Origin of the sequence: Legionella parisiensis, from assembly GCF_001467945.1 — a bacterium.
GTDB classification, from domain to species: Bacteria; Pseudomonadota; Gammaproteobacteria; order Legionellales; family Legionellaceae; genus Legionella; species Legionella parisiensis.
Genome location: NZ_LNYQ01000013.1, coordinates 556,393 through 582,445, shown reverse-complemented (window position 1 = coordinate 582,445; position 26,053 = coordinate 556,393). Strand labels below are relative to the sequence as shown.

The following is a 26,053-nucleotide window of genomic DNA, read 5'->3' as shown; positions in this document are numbered from 1 at the left end:
TTGGCATACTGAAAGAAGTGTCAGAAAAGCTCCATTATGAGGAGGCTCTCCAGTGTGCCCGAGGAAATAATAGCGATACGATGCAATAAGGCAAGATCAATTCCATATGCCTGTGCTAAAGCCAAATTAGTGCTGCCAAGAGAGCCGATTAATGCTGCAGCTGGTGTAAGAAGCAATATGCTCCAGCTGCGAAACGCCATAACGATAAGAAATAATAGTCCAAATAGAATCCAGGGGATTCCCACGAACTAAACGCCTTCAAGTAAGACATCAAGGTCTAGGGATGAACGTCGGCCAAGGTCATTCGCGTGCTCCGTGAGAAATGCTTCAGCAGACTGACGCCCTTTATCTCGAAGCATGAGCAAAAAGTCCCATTCAGCATTGAGTTTGGAGGAAGAGCCGAGCTCAAGCATAAGGTCACTACTTACTCGGTGTATGCGCATGCCTGCCCATTTTGCCCCTTCAGAGTCATCTGAATAAGCCAATTGTCGTAATAAAGCAATCATACGAAGTTCTTTGAGTAACACTGCGTTGAACGAAACTTCGTTCAATCGATTAAGGATATCTTTTGCTGATTGGGGAAAAGCTGGTCGTGTCACAGGATTAATTTGTACTAAAATTGTATCTTGTGATTTACATTCGCGTACAAGCGGTGTAATTGTGGGATTTCCTGAGTAGCCTCCATCCCAGTAGTGTTCACCATTGATCTCGACGGCCTTGAACATTGTAGGTAAACATGCCGAGGCAAGAAGTACCTCAGGAGTGATTTCGTTATTGCGGAATACTCTTCCTCTTCCGGTGCTAACATTTGTCGCCGTAATGAATAATTTGATTGAACTTCGTGACAATCCTTTGAAATCAATGGTTTTTGCTAAAATATCGCGGAGCGGATTTATCCCTAACGGGTTAAGATCGTATGGAGAAAACACTCGAGACAAAATATCCATGGCAATGAAAAAAGGAGAATAATCAAGCGACCATTGGCCCAGAAGAATATCAAGAGGTCCACGTTGTAAAAGACTAAACCGTGCTGCGTCAGAGACGTTCTTCCAGAACAATTCCAGTGAATTACGTGCGCCCTCCGAACCGCCTTTGGTATAACCATCAACAAGGGCTACAGCATTCATAGCGCCAGCAGATGTGCCAGAGATACCATCAATTCGCAGCTTCTTTTCTTCTAATAAACGATCTAATACGCCCCATGTAAAAGCCCCATGAGCTCCACCACCTTGTAGCGCCAAATCAATAAGAATGTCATTAGTAATTTTTTGAGAGTGTGTCATAATGAACGACATCCCTTTCTTTGGTTATACGTAGAGAAGAATCCATCTTTTCATCTATGATTGAACAAGCTATTTATAAATAACTTGACTTCACAGGCATTGACTCCAATATTAAAAGCCATTGCTTGAAAATCATTATTGCATACATTATTCCATTTAACATAGAGGCGGGTACCAAAAAATTCCCAAGCAGAATTTAGGCACTGCATCTCCTCAGTCTCATCGGGTAGTAATAAAAAAACTGAATCAAAGAATTTTGTCGTGTCATCGTTGTAACAGTTACCAAATGAAAGGTATAAGCCGAGTCGTGACTTTTTTTTGGTATTCCGTATATCCTGGTAAATCCCTTGAGAGTATTTTCTCCTCATTCAGGATGCGGGCAACCAGAATTGACAAGAAGATGGGGGTCAAAAGCAGTGTCCACCACGATCCCAGCGCAAGCGGAGTACCGATGAACAGGAACATAGCGCCAAAGTACATCGGATGGCGGACGAATCCATACAAACCAGCCGAAATCACCTTTTGTTCCTGCTCAACACGAATGTTGGCAGCAGCATAAGTGTTTACTTTCGCGACAAGATAGAAAATGTAGAATGAGAAAACAACAAATGCATCACCAATGATCGAAGCGTACCATGGTACTGACGACCAGCCAAAGCGTACATCTAGCGGCGCCAAGACAATAAGCACAATACTTGTGACATAGAGACAAAAGATAATGATTTTCTGCGCAAGTTCCTTTTCATAGGATATGCCTATTTCAGTACGACGCTTAAGAAGAGCTGGATCATGTTTTGCCAAGTACACGCTGTATGTCGCAGAGGCAATGATAAACACTGCCATATATACCCATCCTTGCCAATAATCCAGGGTTCCTGCGCAGAGAAAAAGGAGCGCCAGCATAACAAGCGTCCCTAAAATTGAAGATCGGATGAGTTGTTTATAGAGAGGATTCATATTATCCAACTACTGGCTCTACTTCCTTTCATGCAAGCTATCCTTTGATTCCACCGGATAGGTCCATCTTATCCTTTACGGTTATTTTTAACAACAATGAAATGATTATGTTAACTTCGACAGTGCAAGAAAAATTTTGATTAACGGAATCAAGAAGATGATGATGACTGAGGCGAAATCAGCATACATCTTCTTGAAAAAGATCGTTATAAAATTCTCCAAGTTCCGAGTATTGAAGATCTCTCCGAGGAGGAAGAAAATATACCGGTGAAATCAGTAAAGAATCTCACTCAATTTAGTATTTTCTCCCAACATAATACTTGCTCGGAACAAAACCATGTTAGCTTTAAACCAACAAGCAACCATGAGTGAATTACAATTGCTATTCTAACGCATCAACGTACCCTACGCACCGCGCATAAAGCGTGGTACATAGGCGAAAAAATTTGTAGCGGTTCTTATCAAAAAACTGACGGCAGCTCAGACACATCATACCCACAATTGAGATCATTTTTGATGATAATAAGGGCTAAACTCATGCACAGCGTCAATCATCGCAGTAACATGCTCGGGGGGGACATCAGGTGTAATACCATGACCAAGGTTAAAGACATGTCCTGAACCTGCTCCAAAGGATGCCAATACATTTTTTACTTGTTCTCGAATACATTGCTTAGAAGTCAGCAATACGGCAGGGTCAAGATTTCCTTGTAATGCAACTTGCTTACCCACTCTCCGTCGCGCTTCACCCAAATCACATGTCCAATCAATCCCCAAGGCATCACAACCCGTAATCAGCATTTTTTCTAACCACTGGCCACCACCTTTGGTAAATAAAATAACAGGTACATTGGAATAATGTGCTTTAATTTGCTGTACAATTTTCTGCATATACTCAAGGGAAAATTTCTGATAATTTTCCGGTGTTAATATTCCACCCCAGGTGTCAAAAAGCATCACTGCATTAACGCCTGCCTTAATTTGCTCAATAAGGTAATTTGTTACTGATAGTGCCAATTTATGCAACAACATATGTGCTGCTTCACTTTCGCTATAGATCAAATGCAAGATACGCTTAAATTCTCTAGTACTTTTACCCTCAACCATATAACACGCTAAAGTCCATGGGCTGCCAGCAAAACCAATTAGAGGAAGCTCTTTTGGCATTTCTTGACGAATAAGCCGCACTGCATTCATTACATAAGCTAGAGACTCCATTTCAGGGAGTTGTAAGTGCGTAATTGCCTTCGTATCGCGTATGGGGCTATGAAAACAAGGCCCCTCCCCTTCAGAAAAATATAAGCCTAATCCCATCGCATCAGGAATTGTCAGAATATCGGAAAATAAAATCGCTGCATCTAATGCGTAACGGCGCAAAGGCTGTAAAGTAACCTCACAAGCTAGTTCAGGATTCTTGCAAAGACTTAAAAAATCACCCGCCTGCGCTCTTGTCTTTCGATATTCAGGCAAATATCGTCCTGCTTGGCGCATCATCCATACTGGAGTTCGTTCGACAGGTTGTCGTCTTAAAGCACGGAGGAACAGAGATTGATCCAGATCATACATCATGTTATCCCAACATCATCAAAAATGCCCTAATGCTAACATACTTACAGTAATATCCACCTAAAATAATGCGAAAATTGACTCTCAAGCAAATTGCGCAGCATGCTCTGCGCCAATTAACGGGGATACCATTCCATGACTTTATACCTAGCCTCGTTTCAGTGTAAGAATCGAGTTGGGGTTACATGGGAATAATTATTTCGCTAAAATCAGTAACTCTTTTTTGTCTGGTAGAAATAACATTGGATACTTTAATTATAAAAGCCCTTAATGTAAGTACTAAAATCGGCGTTTACGAATGGGAGCAACGCATTAATCAACAATTATTAATTGATATTAGTATTGATACTGATTTCAGTGCATGCCAGGAGGATTTGACTAAAACCATAGATTACGAAGCACTTTGTAGCAGTGTGACTCTTTATGTTGAATCAAAATCATTTCAACTTATTGAAACAGTAGCCAATGAAGTTGCCGATTTAATCAAAAAACAATTTAAAGTTTCTCAAATTACGGTAGGAATTAGTAAACCTCATGCAATCAAAAATACAGCAAACATTCAGGTAGTTGCTCGGCGCTAAACAAACTCTGGTTGCTCTTCGTTGCATACCGACTGAAACTTATTTACATTTCGCCAGCCTGAGTCAAAAATTCCTGAGGGATCGTCAGTTTTTTCATTATCCTTTTCCAGGTCTCGCGTTTCTAGCGGGATCTAGAAAATTTGCAATAAAACTGGCTCCCGGGGATAAGCCGTGGGGTGTGGTAAGCAAGTAGAATATCTATTGAGATAGCACGACACATCACGATTTCTTATAAAAAAATGAGGATAGATACTTCAGTGTGGCCAAGATAGTAGAAATGTAAATAGGTGCCCCAAGTTTATCCAGCGCTAGTAACCATACCGTTCAGATGTTCGTTTCTGGCTAAAACCATCTGAGCCTGTTGGGCAAGTGCTCGATTAGGATAAGGTCCTACGACTACCCTAAACCAATTACCTTTTGTAGCATGACTTACAGGAACGATGTACACACTAAAACCTTTCAGTATCAATGTACCTTTCATTTGTTCTGCATCTTTGCGTGCTTTAAAAGAAGCTACTTGCACCAAAAATTTTCCTCTATCTGCTGAAGAAGCAGGTTTTGCAGCAAGTGTTTTATTAATCCCAGCGGAATACTGTTGGGCATTAGAAGTATTTGCTCGTGCTGAGGCTACTGCTGTAGTTGTTGCACTAGCAACATTAACAGATGTTGTCTTTTGTGTTGAGGTGGAAGCTGAAGCAGCCGCATTTGTGGGTACAGATGCAGCAGGTTGAACTGATGGTGCGGAGTTGGCATTGGCTTGTGAACTAGGAACTTTTTCATTAGCCAGAAGGGTATAAAACTCAAATTTTGGTTTAGGCGGTATTATCGCACGTTGTGCCTCTGGTTTAGTCGATTCTTTTTTTATTTCTTGATGAGCTAAAACCTGGGAATTTATCCAGTGGCTGACGGTCTCAATATCGAAAAAAGAAGCAGCTAAATAACCTAATAAAAAAGTAAACGTACTTACTAAAAGCTGATGCGGTGCACTACTTCGCGACCGCGAAGAACGCCTATTTCCATATTCTTTTGTCATCACATACTCTCAGGAGCTGATACGCCCAATAAGTCCAAACCATTCTTTAATACCTGACGCACCGCCGCCAGCAAACAAAGACGTGCACATCGTAATTGCTCTTGCTCACACAAAAGCTGAACGGCATTATAATAACTATGTAAGCCATTGGCTACTTCACGTAAATAGTATGCCACTTGATGAGGCTCACAATGAGCTGCCGCTAAATCCACAATTTCCGGATATCTGCTAATTAAAGAAATCAAATGAGTTTCATGTGGTTGATCTAGCAAATCAATATTCTTTAGCCCGATTGCTTTATCCCAAAGCAAACCTCGTTCCTTTAATTGTCTTAGTACAGAACATATTCTGGCATGAGCATACTGAATATAATAGACTGGATTATCACTTGATTCTGATTTTGCCAAGTCCAAATCAAAATCCATATGTTGTTCTGACTTACGTGCCACATAAAAATAACGCGCCGCATCATTCCCTACTTCATGGCGCAGCTCTCTTAATGTGACAAAAGAACCACTGCGTGTCGACATTTGAACACGATCAGAACCACGATACAAAATAGCAAATTGAACTAATAATACATCGAGCGCACTTTCATCATGTCCCAAAGCTTTAACTACGGCACGCAACCGAGTGATATAACCATGATGATCAGCACCAAAAATATCAATTACCCGATCATATCCTCGATCATATTTATTCCAATGATAGGCAACGTCTGAAGCAAAATAAGTAGTTTGGCCATTAGCACGCACCAGTACTCGATCTTTTTCATCGCCAAAATCGGTTGCTCTAAACCAAAGCGCCCCTTCTTTTTCATAAGTATGGCCACCGTCTTTAAGCGCCTGAATGCCCTTTTGAATTGAGCCGTCTTCAAATAAAGATTGTTCAGAGAACCAATTCTCGTATGTCACACCAAACTCAGCAAGATCATCTTTGATATCATCAAGAACAGTGTTTAACGCATGTTGATGAAACAAAGCGAAAGCATTCATACCCAAAAGTTCTTTTGCACGAGAGACCAAAGCATCAATATAAACTTCTTTATCACCGCCATGAGGCTCATCAAGAGGTAAATCGTCTGTTATAGCAGCCCATGGATATACATATTCCTTACCATGCTCGGCCCAAAATTCCTGCGCTATTTCGGAAACATAATCACCTTTATAGGCATTGGCGGGAATAACAACAGGTTCACCAGCGAGTTCCAGGTAACGTAACCACACACTGGCTGCAAGAATGTTCATTTGCCTTCCAGCATCGTTAACATAATATTCTAATGTCACATCATAGCCTGCAGCCTTTAAGACATTCCCCAAAGTAGCACCAAAAGCAGCACCCCTACCGTGGCCCACATGCAAAGGACCTGTTGGGTTAGCAGAAACAAATTCAACCAATACTTTTTGATTTTGGCCAGTCTTGCTACGTCCGAACTCTTTTTCCTTATCGAGTATTTCACTTATAATTTGTGAGCGAGAACTGCTACGTATGAAAAAATTAATAAACCCCGCCCCAGCTATTTCAACTTTTTCCACAATAGGATCGACAGGAAGGGCCTGAACTAAAAGCTCTGCGATTTTGCGCGGTGCCTGACGGCATGGTTTTGCTAAAATTAAGGCTAAATTACTGGCATAATCACCATGAGCGGAGTCTTTTGCACGATCTACCTTAATCTCAACATCCAAATCAGAAGGCACATCACCTGACTTTTGTAATGACATTAAAGCGTGTTTTAAAAGCTGCTCTACAGTTTGTTTCATGCTACTCAGTTTCCATCAAAAATGATGCTATTATGCGCTTTTTTGTGCCATATGAAAAGGTTTTATATCCTTATACAACACAATTTACTGTCTTGCTAAAACAGTAAATTGTTACCATCCTAACTATGAGTTACACTTAAAATACCATCATTCAAAAGTCATTAATACTGTGTTATCTAACTCTTGTGAATCACTAACCGGTATCGGCCCAACGCTCGCAGCAAAGCTTGCCAAATGTGGAATTCATTCTGTGCGTGATTTACTGTTCCATTTGCCTTACCGTTATCAAGACAGAACCCGAATAACAGCCATTCAAGATGTACGTCCCAATGACTGGTGTGTCATTGCCGGACGGGTATGTAAAACAGAAATTAAAACCGGTAAACGTGCCATGTTGCATTGTTATGTTGAAGATAAAACAGGCATAATAAAATTGCAGTTTTTCCATTTTAATAAAAATCAAATCAATAATCTAAATAACAGCACAATGATTCATGCATTTGGAGAGGTACGCGAATTTAACAATACCCTGATGATGACTCACCCTGAATATCAGTTACTTGATGATGAAAATGAATGTCAGGTTAATGAAACACTCACTCCAATTTACCCCAGCACACAAGGCTTAAGTCAAACACGTTTAAGACAGTTGGTACATGTTGCCTTAAAAAGTTGTAAAGTGGAGCTGCAACAATTGGAATGGATGAATGAAGAGCAATTGCAGACAAATAATTTTTTTCCTATGGGAGAGTCAATCCAATTACTGCATAATCCTCCCCCAGATATCTCAGTTCAATCGCTCGAAGAGGGCCAACATCCTGCTCTAAAGCGGTTGGTTTTTGATGAATTGTTAGCACAGCGCCTCAGTATACAATTCGCCAGAGAATCGCGTAATGCGTTACACGCTGTCGCAATGCCTGCGGATCAAAACTTGAGTCAACGTTTTTTAGATTCACTTCCATTCCCCCTTACCAAGGCCCAGCATAGAGTAGCACAGGAAATCAGCCAGGATTTAATGCAAACGAAACCCATGTTGCGCCTGTTGCAAGGCGATGTAGGGGCAGGAAAAACCATTATTGCGGCTCTGGCAGCATTACAAGCGATTGCAAATGGACAACAAGTCGCTTTTATGGCGCCAACTGATTTATTGAGCGAGCAACATGCCAATAACCTTATCCATTGGCTTGAACCTTTGGGAATTAAAATAGTACGGCTCAGCGGAAAAATGAAACTTAGCGAACGGCGTATAGCATTTGCTGCACTTGCAGATCACAGCTGCCAATTGATTGTTGGTACGCACGCCTTATTTCAAGAGTCAGTGAACTTTGCTCGCTTAGGCTTAGTCATTATCGATGAGCAACATCGATTTGGGGTAGAACAAAGATTGCTTTTGCAACAAAAAGGGCAGCAAGATCAACTCATTCCTCATCAATTATTAATGACCGCCACACCTATCCCAAGAACGTTATCCATGACTCACTTTGCCCATTTGGATATCTCAATTATCGATGAATTACCTCCTGGGCGTACCCCCATCGCGACAGCTGTATTAAGTCAGAATAAACGCGAAATAGTCATTAATCGATTACAAGTTGCCATCGCCAGTGGACGTCAAGTTTATTGGGTTTGTACACTCATTGAAGAGTCAGAAAAACTACAATGTATGGCAGCTACTGAAACAGCACAAGTATTACAAGGACAACTTCCCGGAGCACGTGTAGGTTTGGTGCATGGACGGATGAAACCTGTAGAAAAAGAAGCGACAATGGCTGCATTTAAATGTGGTGAAATAAATTTACTGGTTGCTACAACAGTGATTGAAGTTGGGGTGGATGTCCCTAATGCCAGCCTTATGATTATTGAAAATGCAGAACGTCTTGGTTTATCTCAACTTCATCAGTTACGAGGCCGAGTAGGAAGAGGCACCACCCAATCTCATTGTATTTTGCTTTATCAATCCCCACTGTCGCAACAAGGTGCTGAGCGATTAAAAATAATGCGTGCAACCAATGATGGATTCATAATTGCTGAGAAAGATATGGAATTAAGGGGAGCAGGCGAAGTACTAGGAACCCGACAAACAGGATATCGACAATTTAAAATCGCAGATCCCCAGCGTGATCGCAGCTTACTTCCTCTTTTGCCCTCTACAGCAAAAGAACTTTTACAGCGCTCACCGCAAACTGCTCGCGATATTACCCAGCGATGGTTGGGAAATTTCGAACAATTTTTGCAGGGATAAAAATATTTTTTAAAATGACCAAGTCAAGACTGTTTTTTATTTTTTTCTTTGTTAACATAGTCAAGCAAATTTTCTTTTCTACATAATCATGTGTTGTGGATAACTTCATCTAATTAAATTTAAATCCCCAATTAAATCATTATAGATATACCCCATTATTCTTATTCTACAAGGCTTCTCTACAAATCAATTTTGTGATACCAGAAAATCATTTATCCACAAAATCTGTGGATAATTCTGTGTACAGGATGTAGAACACCTTATAAAATCAGACTCATTTGTGGCTGCTTTATAACTTTACAAAGCGTTCTTAAATTTAATTTGCGAACTTACCAATTTTATTTTTCTTAGATCTGCATGTGGTTAAATTTTTCACACCACGCAGTACATGAATCTACAACAAAAATTTTTTTAAAATACCAAAGTCAAGACTGTTTTTTATTTTTTTCTTTGTTAAGATGGTCATACCGTTTTACTCCCCTTAAAAAACACATCCTGTGGATAACTTCTCTTATCATATCGTTTAATAAAAGCCCAAATATACGAACAATTTTCGAAAAATCTTTGTTTTATAAGTATTTTTTCCTATTTAGTTCTAATCAGATCTAAATTATTTATCCACAAAATCTGTGGATAATCCTGTGAACATGATGTAAAACACCTTGTAAAATCAGTCCGATTCGTACCTGCTTCAGAACTTTCCAAAGTGTTCTCCGAAATTTTAATTTTGCAGACTATCTAATTTTAGGATTGTTTTCTTATCCAATTAATGAGCAAATTTTAAGCATCATATAATATATTTGTTTAGCATTAAAATTTTAAAAAAAAACCTAAGTCAAGACTGTTTTTTATTTTTTTCTTTGTTAATATAGCCAACCGGATTTGTCGCCGTTCAAAAACCCATCCTGTGGATAACTTCTCTTGCCATATCGTTTAATAAAAGCCCAAATATACGAACAATTTTCAAAAAATCTTTATTTTATAAGTATTTTTCCCTATTTAGTCCTAATCAGATCTAAATTATTTATCCACAAAATCTGTGGATAATCTTGTGAACATGATGTAAAACACGTTATAAAATCAGCTTAATACCCCTTCTTTGAGCACAGGAAAATATTCCTGAGCAATTCCATTCATTGTAAGTTTTAATATAAAAAAATTCTTAACCATGTTTAAATAGGCCCATAAAATAGATGAACCTGAAAACTGGGCTTACGTGAGAAAAATAAGAGTTCCGTATAACTTGGGTTCGCATTATTTAAAACAGAATATGGCTCAGCACGACAGATACTGGCAAGCAAAAAAAGTAACCCTTTTAGGGGCTATTTCAAATGCGCTACTTGGCATTATTAAACTCATTGGTGGATATTTTTTCAATTCCCATGCTCTTGTTGCAGATGGAGTCCATTCCCTATCTGATCTTATAACGGATGCGATGGTTTTATTTGCGTCAAAATATGGTAGTCTCGATGCAGATGCAAGCCATCCTTATGGACATCAACGAATCGAAACCGCAGCAACTTTATTGCTCTCTCTTTTACTTATTTTCGCAGGTATTGGTATTGCCTGGGATTCAATATATGACTTACTTCATTTTAATTATCTCGTACCAAATTGGTTAACCATTCCTATAATTTGTATTTCCATCATGAGCAATGAAACGTTGTTTCACTATACGCTGTATATTGGCAGGCGTATTAACTCCAAATTAATTACGGCAAATGCCTGGCATCATCGTTCCGATGCAGCCTCTTCCTTAGTTGTTTTAGTAGGCTTAATTGGCAGTCTTGCCGGTTTCAGTTATCTTGATGCCATAGCAGCTATTATAGTCGGGATAATGATTGTTAAGATGGGTTGGGACTATGCTTGGAATAGTGTTAAAGAGCTGGTAGATACAGCAGTCAGTCCAGAACTATTAACTCGAATTGAAAAAGTAATTCAAAATGTGGATGGAGTTGAAAAAATTCATCAATTACGCAGTCGTTCGATGGGGGAAGATGTATTAATTGATGTACATATTCTCGTTTCACCTAAAATATCGGTATCTGAAGGACATTATATAGCTCAACATGTCCATCATGCACTCATAGATCAAATAGAGAGTGTCAAAGATGTGATAGTCCACGTTGATCCTGAGGATGACGAAAGCTTTTGCCCTTCTTTGCATTTACCAAGTAGAAAGGTATTACACGAATTATTATTAAACGAAGTACATATTGATTTTCCCCAAATTTTATTTTGGAATTTACATTATCTGGATGGCAAAATAGGGATAGATATAGTCTGTGATGAAACATTTTCTCAGTGGCAAGAATTGCGTTCTCGTGTGATTTTGCCATTAAAACTACAGTCCGATATTGTAGAAGTTCGTTTATTTAGCTTGCATGAAGCCATGCATCACAACTAAACTACGAGATTTGATTAAGTCCGGTTGTAGACCTAGGTTATTGTAACCAGGGGTACAGCGAAGCGGAACCCGAGGTTGAATATACCCTCTTAGCCCCATCGCCGTACCCAGGATATACTAATCCAAGCAACAATCTTAGCGATAAAATTCTAGAATAAATAACAGGATAAACGATGGTATCAGCTACCAGTTTAAAGATTTTTTTTGCATTTTCCGTTTTCGTAGTCATCTTAGTTGCGGGCTGGTATCCGTTTAAAAAACGTATTAAAGATGATCGTCATATTGATTTTCCTGTGGGAGAAACCCTTGCTACTGGGGTATTTTTGGGAGCAGGTTTATTGCATATGCTCCCGGATGCAAATTCTTTATTTAAAAAAATGGGATACAACTACCCTTTCGCATTTATCATTACCGGAGCAGTATTTCTGATTTTCCTTTGGTTCGAGCATCTAGGCAAAGAACTCTACCATCATAATACGAAACACCCTGCTTTTGCTCTTCTAGCATGGGGAATGCTTTCAGTTCATTCCATCATGTTGGGTGCAGCCTTAGGCTTGGCCCAATATAACTCAATGATTATCATGATTTTTCTTGCAATTATTACCCATAAATGGGCAGAAAGCTTTGCCGTAGCAGTTCAATTAAATAAAAGTTCTATGAGCATGAACACCAGCTTGGTCTTTTTTATTTTATTCAGTTTAATGACCCCTTTGGGTATTTATTTAGGATGGTATTTTGGTCATGGAGTAGAAACTAACTCTCTATTTGATCCAATTTTAATCGCTGCATCATCGGGAACATTTCTCTATCTCGGCACACTACATGGTTTAGAGCGCTGTGTGATGGTAGAGCGCTGCTGTAACCTCAAAGATTTCAGCTTTGTGATTATAGGCTTCACACTTATGGCCTTGGTGGCGATCTATGTCTAATTTTTTACAACAAAAACCCATTATTCTCGCTTCAAGCTCATCAATAAGATTAAAACTGTTGCAGTCTCTTGGTATTGAATTTACTGTGGTTCCTTCTCATTGTGATGAAGACGCAATTAAAGCATCATTCAAATCACAAAATGCATTGGAATTAGGTTATGCGCTTGCTGCAAGTAAAGCCTTGGAAGTTAGTCAGCACCATCCCGAACATTTTATTATTGCAGCAGATCAACTTTGTCTGTTTGGACAAACCCTGCTGAATAAACCTTTGAACCATCATACAGCTATGGAGCATCTACGTTTATTAACTGGTAAGGAGCATTTGCAAATTGCCTGCCTTTGCATTGCAAGAAATAGCGAATTGCTCTGGCAACATCATGAAACAGCCTACTTAACCTTGCACCAATTAAGCGAAAAAACCATTGAGGCTTACTTACACGCTGAAAACCCTTATCATAGTTGTGGCGGTTATCAATATGAAAGCCTAGGTAAATGGTTATTTAAAGAGGTACAGGGCAATGAAGATACCATTTTAGGTTTGCCTTTACTTCCATTATCCAGAGCCTTAATGAAGCTTGGTGCGGTCAGTTTCTGATTACTGTGCCTGAGTGAAGGCAAAGCACCATAGTCCAGGATAAAGGATATTTTATTACCCAGACCCTTCGATTTTGTTCCAAAAAAATAGAAAAAGCATCAAAATAATGAATCATTGTATTTATTAAGATCATTTTGTTATGATTCTTCATCACTTGATAGGCATTGAGAAAAAATGGAAAGCAAAATTGAACATTCTGTTGCACCGCCTAAATTAAGTTTGTTTGAATTTAAAACTAAATTCACAGACTATATGAAAGTATGTCAAATTTTTAAATTAAACTCTGAAAAGAGAATTTCTGAGTTAGAATTAAACAATGATCATGATGCCCTTATTAAACTACATGAACAAATGAAGGTCACAATCAGGGAACAAATCACTGTTTACCAGGGAAAATTAAAAGAAGCCGAGTATTACGAAGAAGAAACACTACAGGAACGCATTACCAACGAAATTGCCAGACAAAACAGATACCTGGAAAATTTACAATTACAATTGCTTCAAATCAAATCTTTAAAGTTTTTATTCTCTCTAAGCCCATTTGAATTATTTCAGGAAGCACTAAAAAATAAATCCTCGGCATTACTTCTTATCACAAATCCCAAGCTGATTGCTAAAATTTCCAACAACCAAATGCTGCTTATAACGCATCAAGACCCTGAGATCATTAAGTCACTAGCCTCTATTGTATCAACACGGGAATACACATTTGAAACACCCAATTTTTTTGCTGCACTCAAACAACACGTTCACACTAAGTCCGATGAGGCCTTTATTGTAGAGAAGGAAAATGCAGCAATTCGTGATTTACTACTCAAAATTAATAGTTATCTCGATAAAAAAATAGAAGAAGCGGTAAAAGCAAATGCTGCTCCATGGGCTTTGGGTTATTTTGGATCACGCCATCAACTCGATAAAGGTGATAAAAAAGTTTCTGTGCCGCAAGGTATATACGAATTAAAAAGCTATTTGGAACAACGTGATAAAATTCCTGCGAGTGACGTCTTAATCAAGATGCAAAATACACTTAAGATCAAGAATGCAGAAAGAAAGGATGAGTCTATGTTTCAACAGTTTAAACGACTTATCAGTTATCTTTTTGGATACGCTCAATCAGAAGAAACACTAAAAGAATATGAATATCTTGAGCAAGTCACAATAGGAAAACGATCTATCTCTTGACAAAGCAAGCGCATATCAAAACAATACTTCACAATAAAAAATTTCAATCGTGATTGGGACTCAACATGCAAATTACAAAAATTCAAGCTCGTGAAATTCTGGACTCTCGTGGTAACCCTACTGTTGAAGCAGACGTTATTTTAAAAAATGGGATCCAAGGAAGAGCTAGTGTTCCTTCTGGCGCATCAACAGGAAGTAGAGAAGCTTGCGAACTCCGTGATGATGATGCAAAACGCTATAATGGTAAAGGGGTCCAACAGGCTGTTGCTCACGTGAATCATGAGATAAATCAAGCCTTACATCTTTTTTCCGTTGAAGATCAGGAAGCTATAGATAATAAATTATGTCAATTAGACGGCACAGAAAATAAATCACATCTTGGAGCCAATGCTGTTCTTGCCGTTTCTCTTGCAGCTGCAAGGGCTCGAGCAAATGAGCATAAGTTGCCATTATATGCTGCTTTAAACCAAGGCGAAAAAATGTGCATGCCCGTACCAATGATGAATATTTTAAATGGAGGTGCACACGCAGACAATAATGTGGATATTCAAGAATTTATGATTATGCCTGTAGGAGCAGCTGATTTTCCCACAGCATTGCAAATGGGCACTGAGATTTTTCATGGGTTAAAATCCGTTTTAAAAAAACAAGGCTTAAATACTGCTGTAGGAGATGAAGGGGGTTTTGCACCCAATATAAAATCAAACCGTCAAGCACTAGACTTACTTTGTGAGGCAATTGAAAAAACAGGATTTAAGTTGGGTGATGAAATAGTACTTGCTTTAGATGTTGCATCCTCCGAACTGTATGATCAAGGTATGTATTACATGGCTTCTGAAAATCAAAAATTTACCTCAATGCAACTTATCGATTATTATACTAATCTTGTTACTAATTATCCGATAGTAAGTATTGAGGATGGTTTGGATGAAAAAGATTGGAGCGGCTGGAAACATTTGACTGGGCAATTAGGGGAAAAAATTCAGTTAGTAGGTGACGATGTATTTGTTACTAACCCCAAAATTCTGCAAGAAGGCATTACTCAAAAAGTAGCTAATGCCATCCTGATTAAAGTCAATCAAATTGGAACTTTAAGTGAAACACGACAAACAATTCAATTAGCGCACCAACATGGATATCGTTGTGTGATGTCACATCGTTCAGGTGAAACCGAAGATACGTTTATCGCAGATCTTGCAGTAGCTACAGGGTGTGGTCAAATTAAAACAGGATCATTATGTCGTACTGATCGTGTTGCAAAGTACAATCAATTATTGCGCATTCATGAAATGGCTGCATTGCCTTACGCAGGTAAGTCCATATTAAAGAGATAAATTTTAATCAGTAGTCTAGTTTTTAAGTATAGAATCACAAGTCCGTTGGCTGGGCTGCAAAGCCCATAGCTGTCAAGCTAGATAGAAGCACATGTTCTCATTACTGCGCAGGCAGGAATCCATTCATCATTGAGTCAACGCCAATAAAAAAATGGATCTCCACCTAAGCGGGATGACTCAGCCAGTAGGCAGGTCAAAATGACCCAACCTACCTTGGTAATAAATATTGTATTCACTCGCTGTGGTTGACTCTGACCAGCTGCTTATTTAATCCTCCGAAAAATGGATATTGGTATTATATTTAGTACGATTAAGGCAAAAACTGCTTCGAAACACTTTAATATTTGGCTCATTAGCAAATACCCTAAGGGCAAATTCATTGTAATGATGCATATCTGCCACATGGATTATTAATAAATAATCGGTCTCCCCCGAAACAAAATAACATTGCTTTATCTCCTCTTGCTCTGCCATTTTGCGTTCAAAATGGGCCAATAAATCTTCTCTTTGCTTTTCCAAAGTAATATTTGCAAAAACAATTAGTCCGCGACCAGCCTTAAAAGGATCGACCAAAGAAACATCTTTCACAATGATGCCCTCATCACGTAATCGTTTTACACGACGAAAACAAGGAGGAGCAGAAATCCCTACTTTTTCAGCAAGAGCTAGATTGGTAATTTGGTTGTCTTTCTGCAATAAATTTAAAATTTTTCGGTCAATTTTATCTAAATATACTGGATCTGTGCTTTTTTCCAATGCTCGTCTGTCACCATATTTTTTCATATATTACCCAAAAATCAAAACTATGCATTATAAAATGAAATAAAAAGACATTAAATTAAAAATTTATTTATTTTTATTTCATGATAAATTCTTGAATCCATGAACAAGATTAAAAAGGAATCAATTGTGATAAGAAATGCTCGAATTGATGAAGTTTACACTCTAAACCAACTCATTAAATATTCGGCAGGTGAATTAAGCCAAGAAGACTATACAAGCCAAGAGATTGAGGGGGCAATTCATTTTATTTTTGGTGTGGATAAAGAACTTATTAAAGACCAAACTTACTATGCTATAGAAAAAAAAGACCATGTCATTGCTTGTGGCGGATGGAGTAAACGAAAAACTCTGTTTGGAGGTGACCAGTGCAGCGCACGCGAGGAAGGTTTTTTAAATCCTCAAACAGATTACGCCAAAATCAGAGCCTTTTTTGTCCATCCAAACCATGCTCGGCAAGGTCTTGGAAAAATGCTCCTAGAATATTGTGAACAACAAGCTTTATTTCATGGATTTACAAAAATGGAAATGATGGCAACCTTGCCCGGTGCAAAATTGTATGCATTTTGTGGCTATCAAGTTATTGAACCACAATATTTTGCTCTCCCTAATGGGGCACACTTTAAAATGTTAAAAATGGTAAAACATTTATAAATACACATGCCGAGAAGAGGGGTATTCAGGTAGGGCGCATCGAACACTGTACAGTACACTCTACTTTACATGATAGACACTTTTTATGATCATCACCTACGTCCTGCGCATAAAGCGCAGTACGTAGTATGAAAAAATTTGTGACGGGATTTTGGATCCTGCACTACACCCGGTTATATTTGTAAAACCTAGTCATTTTTTCGGGGATTATACTCAGGAATTTCTTTAGGATAACGGCCTTTTATGGTTCTAAAGAAATCAAGAATCTTTGGAAAGTCCTTATCAATATCCCCTGAGGGTTGGAATTTTTCATGAATCCGAACTTCTTTCGTTGAGTAATCAGGACCTACCATAACAATAGGTAGTCCTGCTTTACAAGCAATATGGTAAAATCCCTCTTTCCATCGGGTCACTGCGCTACGCGTCCCCTCAGGAGTAATGGCAAGCTTAAACTCATCACGAGAACAAAAGATTTCCACCACTTGATCTACTGTTTTATTCGTTTTTGAACGATCAACTGGGGCACCACCTAAAGCCTTTAACAACAAACCTAAAGGAAAAAAGAACAATTGATTTTTCGCTAAAAAGTTAATTTTAACGCCGACTGAAAAACGAGCAAATAAGCCAACAATAAAATCCCAATTACTGGTATGGGGGGCTACAACTACCAAATATTTGTTATCTTGCGGTAATTCACCAACAACTTTCCAGCCAAATAGTTTTAAAATAAAGTGACCAAGTTTCTTCATAATAGAAATCAATAATTATTTCTCTCATTATATACAAATTATTATACTGATACAGCTCTATCTCTTCGAAGACTAATTTTATCAGGATAAGTCAAATAAAAAAATTAGTAAAATACCAACACAGTCAGATATTTATACTAAAATGTTACATATATAGGTGGAGCTATGGAGTGCCAAATGAACAAACAAGATCCTGCACTTGACTTTCCCAATCCACGTTTACTGGCAGCTGTCTATTACGGATTACTATCAGTTGTCGGAACGATACTTATCAATGGATTTCTTACAACAATTGGTATTGAAGAGTTTGTACCTCTCTTTTATGCAATTATTCTAGGGATGGTTGTAGCCTCTATAACTGGGGCAATATTTGGAAGAAGCATCGTTCAATGCCCCAGACCTTACAAGCTCAAGACTTTTTGGTTGGGATTTATTATGGTTCTGCTTTCCTTACCTTTTTTTGATCTGGGTTTGCTGTTATTTGTGGACACAACAGAAAATCAAGCATTGAAAGTAATCAATTTTAATGATTTTGTTTCTGCATACTTCATTACTTTAGGGTACAGCTATATTCTTTTTGGCTTCTTACTTGCCATTGCCTCAGGCTTAGCCTCCATCTATTTACGCGGGAAATTTATTTACCAAATCTTACGTACAGACAGACGACGAGACCATCGCTTACCACGGTATGTTGGCGCTGCGGATAGGGGAAAACCTAAACCAGCAAAAAAAACCCGTACTTTGCAGCGCAAAAAAACTTGAGTAAAATCTTCTAACTACTCAGCTTTTCATTGTATTGTAATTTGCATACAGCACAGCATAATTTTGGTTTTTGCTACGTATAAAGCTTTCTCCAGTTCTGCTACGCTCCACCCAGACTACAATTAAAATTGTGAATTTTTATGGCGATACACACGATCACTGATAAAGAGCAGCTTTTTCTTCTATTAACTCAGAAAGCTACCGCTCTCACCCCGAATAACCGACTCAGTGAAGCAATGCTTCAATACTATTTTATAAAATGCAGGAAACAAACTATAGATAAGCCTAAATGTATGCCCTTTCGCGTTGCACTAGTTAAAGCCTACCAACAACTGAATTTTATTAACCCTCATATTACCCATCCTACTTTATTAAACAGCACTCAATGTCAGTACTTATGGCGCCAAATGATTCAAGCTGAAACGAGCATAACTTATAGCGAAGGTCTGCTCCAATCGATAATCAGTGCTTGGGAGCGTTGCCAACTCTGGCAAATTAACATGGAAGATCCGGCTTTTTACTACACAGCACAAACACGACAATTTCAACAGTGGTGGCAATTATTTGATAAAAAATTAAAACAAAACCATTTAATCACTGAGTATCAATTAGTTCCCTATTTACTCAATGCCAATAGTTCTTTATTTTCTCAAGACGTTGTTTGGATATGTTTTGATGACTTTACTCCTCAGCAAGTGCTTTTGCAGGAACACTTGACGAGAAAAGGTTTCGCTCAATACCAATATGATTTGAAGAAAAAGTCATCGAGAACCGAAGTATTCGCGGCTCAAGACACCAAAGAAGAATATCAACAGCTCATGGCGTGGCTACATTTAAAAATTCAGGAAGGGAATCAGAGTATTGGTGTCGTTGTACCCAATTTAGAGCAAGAATCTAATTCCTTACAAAGAATATTGGCACATCATTTTGAGCCATCCTACTTTAATATTTCCCTTGGCCAATCACTGAATAACTTCCCTTTGGTAGCTCATGCCTTATGTTGGCTTAATTTAGATGATACCTATTTAAATCCGCATCAAGCTGGACTGCTGCTACAGTCAGCCTATTTAGGAGGTTCAAAAGAAGAGTTCCAAGGTCGTTCTGAGTACTTGCAAGAAGGGGTTTTATTAGAAAATCATGCGATTGAGCTCAATCATTTTAGAGAAGAACTCCATGCTTATGCCCCCAAACTCGCTACTCTATTAAATAATCTTACACCTTATCCCCAAGAAGCGGCTGTAGAGGAATGGATACTCTTGTTTCAAAAGCGTTTAAATACTTTGGGATTTCCAGGGGACTATACACTTAGCTCGGAGAATTATCAGTGTCTTAATCGTTTTATCGCCCTCTTTGATGAGCTGAGGCAATTTTCTTTACTGAGTTCTCGCTTCACAAAATCGGAAGCTCTTGAGATAGTACGATATCTTTCTGAGAATACTATTTTCCAGGCGCAAAAAACCAACGCGCCGATTCAAATTTCTGGTTTGCTGGAAGCATCAGGATGTGAGTTCGACAGTTTATGGATCATGGGCTTAACCGATCAATGTTTGCCCCAAAAAGTACAATTATCAGCATTTATTCCACCTCAATTGCAACGTGAGTTATGCATGCCGCATAGTTTACCTGCTCGTGAATTACAGTTTGCCCGCCAGATCCTGCAACGCCTACAAAATAGTGCTGATTCTATAGTGCTAAGCTATGCCCAATTGCATGCAGATACACCTAATTTACCCTGCTCCTTAATTGCGGGATTTTCCAGTTTCGCACTATTGCCAACTGATTATGAAGCAAATAAAACATCTGGGTTAATAACCATAGAAGAGTGTTTTCATATTCCCTTATTGGCAGAGGAGAACATTTATGGAGGTACAGCAATTCTATCGAATCAGGCCAAGTGTCCTTTTAAAGCATTTGCCGAACATAGACTTAGAGCTAAAACTTCGTTACAAACAACGGATGGCTTAGATAATAAAAAGCGAGGACAAATCATTCATAAGGTTATGGAGCTTCTATGGCAAAAATTAGAAAATCAACATAATTTGCTTCATTTAGCCAATGATATTTTAGAACAATACATTGATAGCTCCATTGATACCGTTTTAACCTCACTCAAAAAACAACATTGCGACTCATTTCCTGATTCAATACGGGAAGTCGAATACACACGCCTGAAACGAATGGTACACACGTGTCTGGAGTGGGAAAAACAACGACCTCCTTTTAGCATAGCAGCGATAGAGCAATCTTATGCAATTAATTTAGCCGGTCTTGATTTTCAAGTGCGCGTCGATCGCTTGGATCAGGTTGAAGATAAAAAATGGGTTATTGACTATAAAAGCACCCTTCCCTCCAGTAAACCATGGAATGAGGAGCGACCTAAAGAATCACAGCTCCTGCTTTATGCACTGTTGGACGAACAAATTAACACCCTTTTGCTCTTGCAATTAAAAACAGGGAAAATCAGCTGCTCAGGACTTAGTGAAGAAAAGTACAACATCAGTGGGATAAGTCCTTTAAAAAAGGAAGAAACATGGGCAGAGTGCAGAGAGCTTTGGCAAAAACAACTCACTGATTTAGCTAAAGAATTTCAAGAGGGTTACTGTGCTCCACAACCCGCCCATTTAACTATTTGCCAACAATGTGATTTTCAGAATTTATGTCGTTTTCATGGAGAAGAATAGTAATTATTTTTAATAATATAAGGATAAAGATATTTTACGTCGCACGGGTTATTTTAGAATGAAGCAGGCATAAAATGTTTGGCTTTTTTACGGAATCACGTTCGTTTAGCTCATAAAAAGTATCAAATGATTTTATAGTTTTTATGTTGAACTCACGTTAATTATGATATAAATCGTCGAGGCCATTCAAACTCAATTGAAGTGGTTTTTATCTCATGGTTTCCCTACTACTAATAATAATAAAGAGATGGATCATGCCTTTGAATCATACAAAATTAGAACGACGTTTAAGCGCCTGTGACAAAGCACTAAATGCTCTGTTTGCTGATCAACTATTCAGCGAGAAAATACAACAGCAAATAAAAGCAGTACAAGATTATTACAACCTTTCATATACCAAAACGAATTCAGCCAAAAAAGCTGAAGAAATTGCTGCCAGTTATGAATTATTTTTAGACCAATTAACCAGAGTAAAACATAGACAGCTAAATATTAAGGAAGCATCGGAAAAAATTAGCAACTCCTGTGAGTCCAGAAAAATTGGCGTTTTATTTCATAATCTCGCCAAAGCATGCGAAGTGATGTTTTATGCAGCAACAGCATTTTCTTTATATGCAGGTATTTTTGGCATTGCACTCCCAGTGCTTATTGTTCAACCTGCTTTGGGTGTTGCCGTAGGAATAACTATTGTCGGAGCAATGATTGCAGCAGCATACAAAGCCTTATCATGTTTCACAGAATTTAAATCATTCAGTCGTCACGATACAGAATATACTAATGAATTAAGTTTAGTTTCATTCTTCAAACCAATGCTGCAGCCAATCAAAGAAGAAGACCTTCAACAAAGTAAAGAAGATGAGTTAGAAACTAGTTATTGTTGCTAATTTTAGACGTCACTTAAGTCCTGCGGTTATATAGCTTGTGCGAAGCCCGGGTAACAATCTCAAAACCTGGGTTTTGTTTCGCTAAACGAGGCTACGTTTCTGCAACCTAAGTGTAGAATTAGATCCCAGTGTATAAGCTAAATTTATGAAGATCTTACAATTGCGAAATTTAACCAGATGTTTAATAATGATAAAATCACGGGACAAGGGAGTGAATATGTCACTCAAATTAGCTAGAGCACGAATTCAATGTTGTGGTTTAATCACCTGTTTACTATGTTCATGTTTACTGAGTAGTTGTTTTCATCCGCCTTATAATAATTTCAAACCGGTACATCCCATGCCACGACGAGTCGTTACTGGAGCCGTTGTAGGAACTGCAGTGGGTGCTGCAACAACAGGTACCGTGGCAGGAGCACTGGCAGGCACCGTTGCAGGAGGGACTGCCGGCGTCATGGTCGGTTTTTACAAGGCAAGTAGAGGCAGCATTATTAAAGAATTGAATAAAGAAAATATCCAATACGTACAATATGGCGATACGATGACGTTGATTGTACCTGTTGATAAATATTTTATGTTTCAAAGCCCCCGTCTTAATGAAGTATGTTATCCCGGGTTGGAGAATATTATAAGATTGTTGCGGTTTTATCCAAACAGCCCTGTTTATGTTGCAGGATTCACCGATAATGTAGGCACACGCCGCCATAAAAAATTAATGTCCCAAGCTCAAGCAGAAACGATGCTTACTTTTTTATGGGCCAATAATATTCCTGCACAACTGCTTAAAGCAGAAGGTTATGGTGATAAAAATGATGTAGGTGATAATAAACTGATCCACGGTAGTGCATTTAATCGACGCATTGAGATCCAATGGTTCAATAATTATGGTATTAAGACTTGTGCAACATGTCCAGCTCCAGTACCATCACCTGTAGTTTATGCATCAAAATAAGGCAAACATGCGTTCAAGGTTCATCGGGGGAATTCTTTTAATTGTTGGGACGTCTATAGGCGGGGGAATGCTCGCCTTGCCTGTTGCTAATGCAGCTACAGGTTTCTGGCAATCTTCAATTTTTTTATTTCTTTGCTGGGTATTCATGACATTAGGGGCGTTTTTTATCCTTGAAGCGAATCTTTATTTACCCAGAGGAAAACATATGGTTTCAATGGCACAAGCCACTTTAGGTAATTATGGTTTGCTTGCTGCTTGGATAAGCTATCTTTTTTTACTTTATACTCTACTGTCTGCTTATATTTCTGGCGGAGCGGACGTATTGAACAGCCTTCTTTTTAAAATAGGATTCCATCTGGCTGATTGGCAAGCAAGTTTATTGTTTACGCTTACTTTTGGCATGGTTGTTTATGGCGGCATTCGGTATGTAGATTATGTCAATCGTGGATTGATGTTTGGCAAATTAGCAGTTTATTTTTTATTGGTAGTGCTTATTTCCCCACATATTGAACTACAACATTTGCGTCATGGAGATATGCGTTATATCGGCGGCGCAATTATGATTTTGATTACCTCTTTTGGATTCGCCATTATTGTTCCTAATCTAAGAGATTATTTTGATGACGACATCAAGCAACTGAAAAAAGTGATTTTTATTGGTTCGTTAATTCCTTTATTTTGTTATTTGGCATGGGATGCGGTCATTATGGGAGCCCTCCCATCAGAAGGAAGCCAAAATCTTGAGAGTTTAATGCATAATCCGCATACCACGAGTGCCTTAGCAAGCTTACTCTCAAATAAAGTACAAAATACAATTATCAGCGCTTTGTTTCATTTCTTCACATCCATTTGTATGCTCACTGCATTTCTTGGTGTGTCCTTATGCTTGTACAGCTTCCTTGCAGATGGTTTAAAGTTGCGTGAACGAGGAAGTCATGGCATTGGGCTATTTTTACTTACATTTGTCCCTCCACTTCTTATCGTCATTTATTATCCTGGTGCATACATACATGCTTTAGGTTATGCAGGTATCTTTTGTATCATTCTGCTACTACTTTTACCCGCATTAATGTGTTATTTTGGCAGAAGAAATCATCACTCTGCCTTTATCGTTCCAGGTGGTAAATGGACTCAAGGTGCTGTAGTTGCTGTTTCTATCGGGTTATTGGTACACGAATTTTGGAATTTGATATAAATAATCTGCGTGAAGCACTACACTTTGAGATACATTAAAAGTAGTTTATAGTTTAATAAAAATTTTACATACCTTTCTACGTACTACACGGTATGTAGGGGATGAAAATAGCGCGCACGGTCGCTTAAACCATCCATAGTCATTACTGGCTGCGATACAATTGACTTAATACGATCAATAAAGTATCATATTGGATTATTTTTATACAATTTTTGGATTATATCTCATGATCAATTCAAAACTGATAGGTGGAATATTACTTATAGTAGGAACATCTATAGGTGGTGGTATGCTTGCCCTCCCAGTCTCAACGGCAGAAGTAGGCTTTAGCAATTCCATTTTCTTCCTGTTTTTTTGTTGGCTGATCATGACTGCCGGTGCTTTATTAATCTTGGAGGTTAACCTACGGCTGCCAGCAGGAAGTAACATGATTTCCATGGCCAAATCCACGTTAGGCTTGCCTGGTCAAATTATTGCCTGGATTGCATACCTTTTTTTGCTTTATACCCTATTATCAGCTTATATTTCTGGGGGTAGTGATGTATTCAATAGCTTATTGCATAAATTGAATATTGATTTACCCAACAGCGCTACTGCAATTCTGTTTACATTTTTATTCGGTTTGATTGTTTATAAAGGCATACGTTCCGTAGATTATGTCAATCGCGGTTTAATGTTTGGCAAATTAGGCATTTATGTTTTGCTAGTTGCTATTATTAGCCCGCATACCTCTACTTTAGGTTTAACTGGTGGTTCAGCTCGTGCATTTACTGGTACTTTAATGATCTTAATTACTTCCTTTGGCTACGCATCGATAATACCGAGTCTCCGAGACTATTTTGGAGATGATATACGTAGCCTAAAACGTGTAATCTTACTCGGCTCGCTTATCCCTCTTGTCTGTTATATTGTTTGGGATGCAGTCATCATGGGTGTTGTCTCGCGTGAAGGTGAAAATGGCTTAATCGCTCTAATGAATTCAGAACACGCTACGAGTGGACTAACTGAGGCGTTAAGCCAATCAGTACAAAATCAATGGATCAGTGGATTCTTTGGCTTTTTTACTTCCATATGCATGCTTACAGCATTTTTAGGAGTTTCTTTGGGTCTATTTGACTTTCTTGCAGATGGATTAAAACTGGAGAAATCCGGTAACCAGGGAAAATATACCTTAGCATTAACTTTTCTTCCTCCTCTAGCAGTAGTCTTATTAAATCCTGGAATTTATCTGCATGCCTTAAGCTATGCCGGTATTTGCTGTGTCATTTTATTATTGCTTCTGCCTTCCATAATGGCTTGGAAAGGACGTAAAGCTCACTTAGTCACCACAGAAAGCCACTTAGTGCCTGGAGGTAACTCCAGTCTTGCTTTAATTGGTTTTATAGCCACAGGTTTACTTATTATCGCGATCATGCACTAATACCATCAATATACGAGCGTAATCTAGTAAGGCTGCTCTACCCCTTCTACTTAAACTCATTGAATATATAAAGAATCAATAGCGCTGAAATGTCAACATCAAAAGAA

22 protein-coding genes are annotated in these 26,053 nt (G+C 38.5%); 14 read left to right on the top strand and 8 right to left on the bottom strand.

The annotated features are described in order from the left end of the window. Nucleotides 1–20 precede the first annotated feature (20 nt). The 4 genes from Lpar_RS08675 to hemE form a co-directional block, all read right to left on the bottom strand. On the bottom strand, nt 21–245 hold the full coding sequence (locus Lpar_RS08675; protein ID WP_058517570.1) for a hypothetical protein: 225 nt from the start codon (nt 243–245) through the stop codon (nt 21–23). 3 nt (nt 246–248) lie between these two features. Next, entirely contained in the window at nt 249–1,283 is a 1,035-nt protein-coding gene (locus Lpar_RS08670; RefSeq protein ID WP_058517569.1) for a patatin-like phospholipase family protein, read from the bottom strand. A 279-nt stretch (nt 1,284–1,562) separates the two neighbouring features. Next, nucleotides 1,563–2,240: a methyltransferase family protein gene (locus Lpar_RS08665; protein WP_058517568.1), complete on the bottom strand. Its 678-nt coding sequence runs from the start codon at nt 2,238–2,240 to the stop codon at nt 1,563–1,565. 507 nt (nt 2,241–2,747) lie between these two features. Next, nucleotides 2,748–3,806, bottom strand: coding sequence for a uroporphyrinogen decarboxylase (gene hemE / locus Lpar_RS08660; protein WP_058517567.1), 1,059 nt, complete (start codon nt 3,804–3,806; stop codon nt 2,748–2,750). Between the two features lie 242 nt (nt 3,807–4,048). Between hemE and folB the strand changes: the two genes are divergently transcribed. Then, entirely contained in the window at nt 4,049–4,387 is a 339-nt protein-coding gene (folB, locus tag Lpar_RS08655; protein ID WP_058519220.1) for a dihydroneopterin aldolase, read from the top strand. Between the two features lie 298 nt (nt 4,388–4,685). On the opposite strand, the gene Lpar_RS08650 is transcribed toward folB, so the two are convergent. Continuing rightward, the gene (locus Lpar_RS08650; protein ID WP_058517566.1) at nt 4,686–5,420 is read right to left on the bottom strand and encodes an SPOR domain-containing protein; all 735 of its coding nucleotides are present in this window, start codon (nt 5,418–5,420) and stop codon (nt 4,686–4,688) included. Further along, nucleotides 5,420–7,180, bottom strand: coding sequence for an arginine--tRNA ligase (gene argS / locus Lpar_RS08645; protein ID WP_058517565.1), 1,761 nt, complete (start codon nt 7,178–7,180; stop codon nt 5,420–5,422). The genes Lpar_RS08650 and argS overlap by 1 nt, the downstream gene beginning before the upstream one ends. Nucleotides 7,181–7,349: 169 nt before the next feature. Here argS and recG point away from each other — a divergent pair, with 169 nt between their 5' ends. The 6 genes from recG (at nt 7,350) to eno (ending at nt 15,869) form a co-directional block, all read left to right on the top strand. Continuing rightward, entirely contained in the window at nt 7,350–9,422 is a 2,073-nt protein-coding gene (gene recG / locus Lpar_RS08640) for an ATP-dependent DNA helicase RecG (protein WP_058517564.1), read from the top strand. A 1,270-nt stretch (nt 9,423–10,692) separates the two neighbouring features. Beyond that, nucleotides 10,693–11,829, top strand: coding sequence for a cation diffusion facilitator family transporter (locus Lpar_RS08635; RefSeq protein WP_058517563.1), 1,137 nt, complete (start codon nt 10,693–10,695; stop codon nt 11,827–11,829). Nucleotides 11,830–12,002: 173 nt separating this feature from the next. Then, nucleotides 12,003–12,758 carry a ZIP family metal transporter gene (locus tag Lpar_RS08630; protein ID WP_058517562.1) on the top strand — a complete coding sequence of 252 codons (756 nt, stop codon included), beginning with the start codon at nt 12,003–12,005 and terminating at the stop codon, nt 12,756–12,758. Next, nucleotides 12,751–13,353 carry a Maf family protein gene (locus tag Lpar_RS08625; RefSeq protein ID WP_058517561.1) on the top strand — a complete coding sequence of 201 codons (603 nt, stop codon included), beginning with the start codon at nt 12,751–12,753 and terminating at the stop codon, nt 13,351–13,353. The genes Lpar_RS08630 and Lpar_RS08625 overlap by 8 nt, the downstream gene beginning before the upstream one ends. A gap of 174 nt (nt 13,354–13,527) precedes the next feature. Then, the gene (locus Lpar_RS08620; RefSeq protein WP_058517560.1) at nt 13,528–14,535 is read left to right on the top strand and encodes a hypothetical protein; all 1,008 of its coding nucleotides are present in this window, start codon (nt 13,528–13,530) and stop codon (nt 14,533–14,535) included. A gap of 65 nt (nt 14,536–14,600) precedes the next feature. Then, the gene (gene eno / locus Lpar_RS08615) at nt 14,601–15,869 is read left to right on the top strand and encodes a phosphopyruvate hydratase (RefSeq protein ID WP_058517559.1); all 1,269 of its coding nucleotides are present in this window, start codon (nt 14,601–14,603) and stop codon (nt 15,867–15,869) included. Nucleotides 15,870–16,136: 267 nt separating this feature from the next. On the opposite strand, the gene Lpar_RS08610 is transcribed toward eno, so the two are convergent. Then, nucleotides 16,137–16,652 carry an Lrp/AsnC family transcriptional regulator gene (locus Lpar_RS08610; RefSeq protein WP_058517558.1) on the bottom strand — a complete coding sequence of 172 codons (516 nt, stop codon included), beginning with the start codon at nt 16,650–16,652 and terminating at the stop codon, nt 16,137–16,139. A gap of 126 nt (nt 16,653–16,778) precedes the next feature. On the opposite strand from Lpar_RS08610, the gene Lpar_RS08605 reads away from it, so the two are divergent. Next, nucleotides 16,779–17,303 carry a GNAT family N-acetyltransferase gene (locus tag Lpar_RS08605; RefSeq protein WP_058517557.1) on the top strand — a complete coding sequence of 175 codons (525 nt, stop codon included), beginning with the start codon at nt 16,779–16,781 and terminating at the stop codon, nt 17,301–17,303. Between the two features lie 188 nt (nt 17,304–17,491). Here the strand turns inward: Lpar_RS08605 and Lpar_RS08600 are convergent, their stop codons facing one another. Further along, on the bottom strand, nt 17,492–18,052 hold the full coding sequence (locus Lpar_RS08600) for a 1-acyl-sn-glycerol-3-phosphate acyltransferase (RefSeq protein WP_058517556.1): 561 nt from the start codon (nt 18,050–18,052) through the stop codon (nt 17,492–17,494). Nucleotides 18,053–18,229: 177 nt separating this feature from the next. Between Lpar_RS08600 and Lpar_RS08595 the strand changes: the two genes are divergently transcribed. The 6 genes from Lpar_RS08595 to Lpar_RS08570 all read left to right on the top strand — a co-directional run bounded on the left by Lpar_RS08595 (nt 18,230) and on the right by Lpar_RS08570 (nt 25,946). Continuing rightward, complete coding sequence (locus Lpar_RS08595; RefSeq protein WP_058517555.1) at nt 18,230–18,814, top strand: hypothetical protein; 585 nt, start codon at nt 18,230–18,232, stop codon at nt 18,812–18,814. 140 nt (nt 18,815–18,954) lie between these two features. Then, complete coding sequence (locus tag Lpar_RS08590; RefSeq protein ID WP_058517554.1) at nt 18,955–21,495, top strand: PD-(D/E)XK nuclease family protein; 2,541 nt, start codon at nt 18,955–18,957, stop codon at nt 21,493–21,495. Between the two features lie 254 nt (nt 21,496–21,749). Beyond that, nucleotides 21,750–22,379, top strand: a complete 630-nt coding sequence (locus Lpar_RS08585) for a DUF5638 domain-containing protein (protein ID WP_058517553.1) — start codon at nt 21,750–21,752, stop codon at nt 22,377–22,379. 217 nt (nt 22,380–22,596) lie between these two features. Continuing rightward, nucleotides 22,597–23,331, top strand: a complete 735-nt coding sequence (gene cmpA / locus Lpar_RS08580) for a C-OmpA-like family protein CmpA (protein WP_058517552.1) — start codon at nt 22,597–22,599, stop codon at nt 23,329–23,331. Between the two features lie 7 nt (nt 23,332–23,338). Beyond that, on the top strand, nt 23,339–24,526 hold the full coding sequence (locus Lpar_RS08575; RefSeq protein WP_058519219.1) for an amino acid permease: 1,188 nt from the start codon (nt 23,339–23,341) through the stop codon (nt 24,524–24,526). 226 nt (nt 24,527–24,752) lie between these two features. After that, a complete protein-coding gene (locus tag Lpar_RS08570) occupies nt 24,753–25,946 on the top strand; it encodes an amino acid permease (RefSeq protein WP_058517551.1) in 1,194 nt (397 codons plus the stop codon). The last annotated feature ends 107 nt before the right edge of the window (nt 25,947–26,053 follow it).

Bases quoted from the DNA above. Each gene is read 5' to 3' on its own strand.
- Lpar_RS08625 (WP_058517561.1), top strand. From the start codon at position 12,751: ATGTCTAATTTTTTACAACAAAAACCCATTATTCTCGCTTCAAGCTCA.
- Lpar_RS08610 (WP_058517558.1), bottom strand. From the start codon at position 16,652: ATGAAAAAATATGGTGACAGACGAGCATTGGAAAAAAGCACAGATCCA.
- Lpar_RS08665 (WP_058517568.1), bottom strand. From the start codon at position 2,240: ATGAATCCTCTCTATAAACAACTCATCCGATCTTCAATTTTAGGGACG.
- Lpar_RS08600 (WP_058517556.1), bottom strand. From the start codon at position 18,052: ATGAAGAAACTTGGTCACTTTATTTTAAAACTATTTGGCTGGAAAGTT.
- Lpar_RS08590 (WP_058517554.1), top strand. From the start codon at position 18,955: ATGGCGATACACACGATCACTGATAAAGAGCAGCTTTTTCTTCTATTA.
- Lpar_RS08620 (WP_058517560.1), top strand. From the start codon at position 13,528: ATGGAAAGCAAAATTGAACATTCTGTTGCACCGCCTAAATTAAGTTTG.
- Lpar_RS08570 (WP_058517551.1), top strand. From the start codon at position 24,753: ATGATCAATTCAAAACTGATAGGTGGAATATTACTTATAGTAGGAACA.
- eno (WP_058517559.1), top strand. From the start codon at position 14,601: ATGCAAATTACAAAAATTCAAGCTCGTGAAATTCTGGACTCTCGTGGT.
- Lpar_RS08650 (WP_058517566.1), bottom strand. From the start codon at position 5,420: ATGACAAAAGAATATGGAAATAGGCGTTCTTCGCGGTCGCGAAGTAGT.
- Lpar_RS08630 (WP_058517562.1), top strand. From the start codon at position 12,003: ATGGTATCAGCTACCAGTTTAAAGATTTTTTTTGCATTTTCCGTTTTC.
- argS (WP_058517565.1), bottom strand. From the start codon at position 7,180: ATGAAACAAACTGTAGAGCAGCTTTTAAAACACGCTTTAATGTCATTA.
- Lpar_RS08635 (WP_058517563.1), top strand. From the start codon at position 10,693: ATGGCTCAGCACGACAGATACTGGCAAGCAAAAAAAGTAACCCTTTTA.
- hemE (WP_058517567.1), bottom strand. From the start codon at position 3,806: ATGTATGATCTGGATCAATCTCTGTTCCTCCGTGCTTTAAGACGACAA.
- Lpar_RS08595 (WP_058517555.1), top strand. From the start codon at position 18,230: ATGAACAAACAAGATCCTGCACTTGACTTTCCCAATCCACGTTTACTG.
- Lpar_RS08575 (WP_058519219.1), top strand. From the start codon at position 23,339: ATGCGTTCAAGGTTCATCGGGGGAATTCTTTTAATTGTTGGGACGTCT.
- Lpar_RS08670 (WP_058517569.1), bottom strand. From the start codon at position 1,283: ATGACACACTCTCAAAAAATTACTAATGACATTCTTATTGATTTGGCG.
- Lpar_RS08585 (WP_058517553.1), top strand. From the start codon at position 21,750: ATGCCTTTGAATCATACAAAATTAGAACGACGTTTAAGCGCCTGTGAC.
- cmpA (WP_058517552.1), top strand. From the start codon at position 22,597: ATGTCACTCAAATTAGCTAGAGCACGAATTCAATGTTGTGGTTTAATC.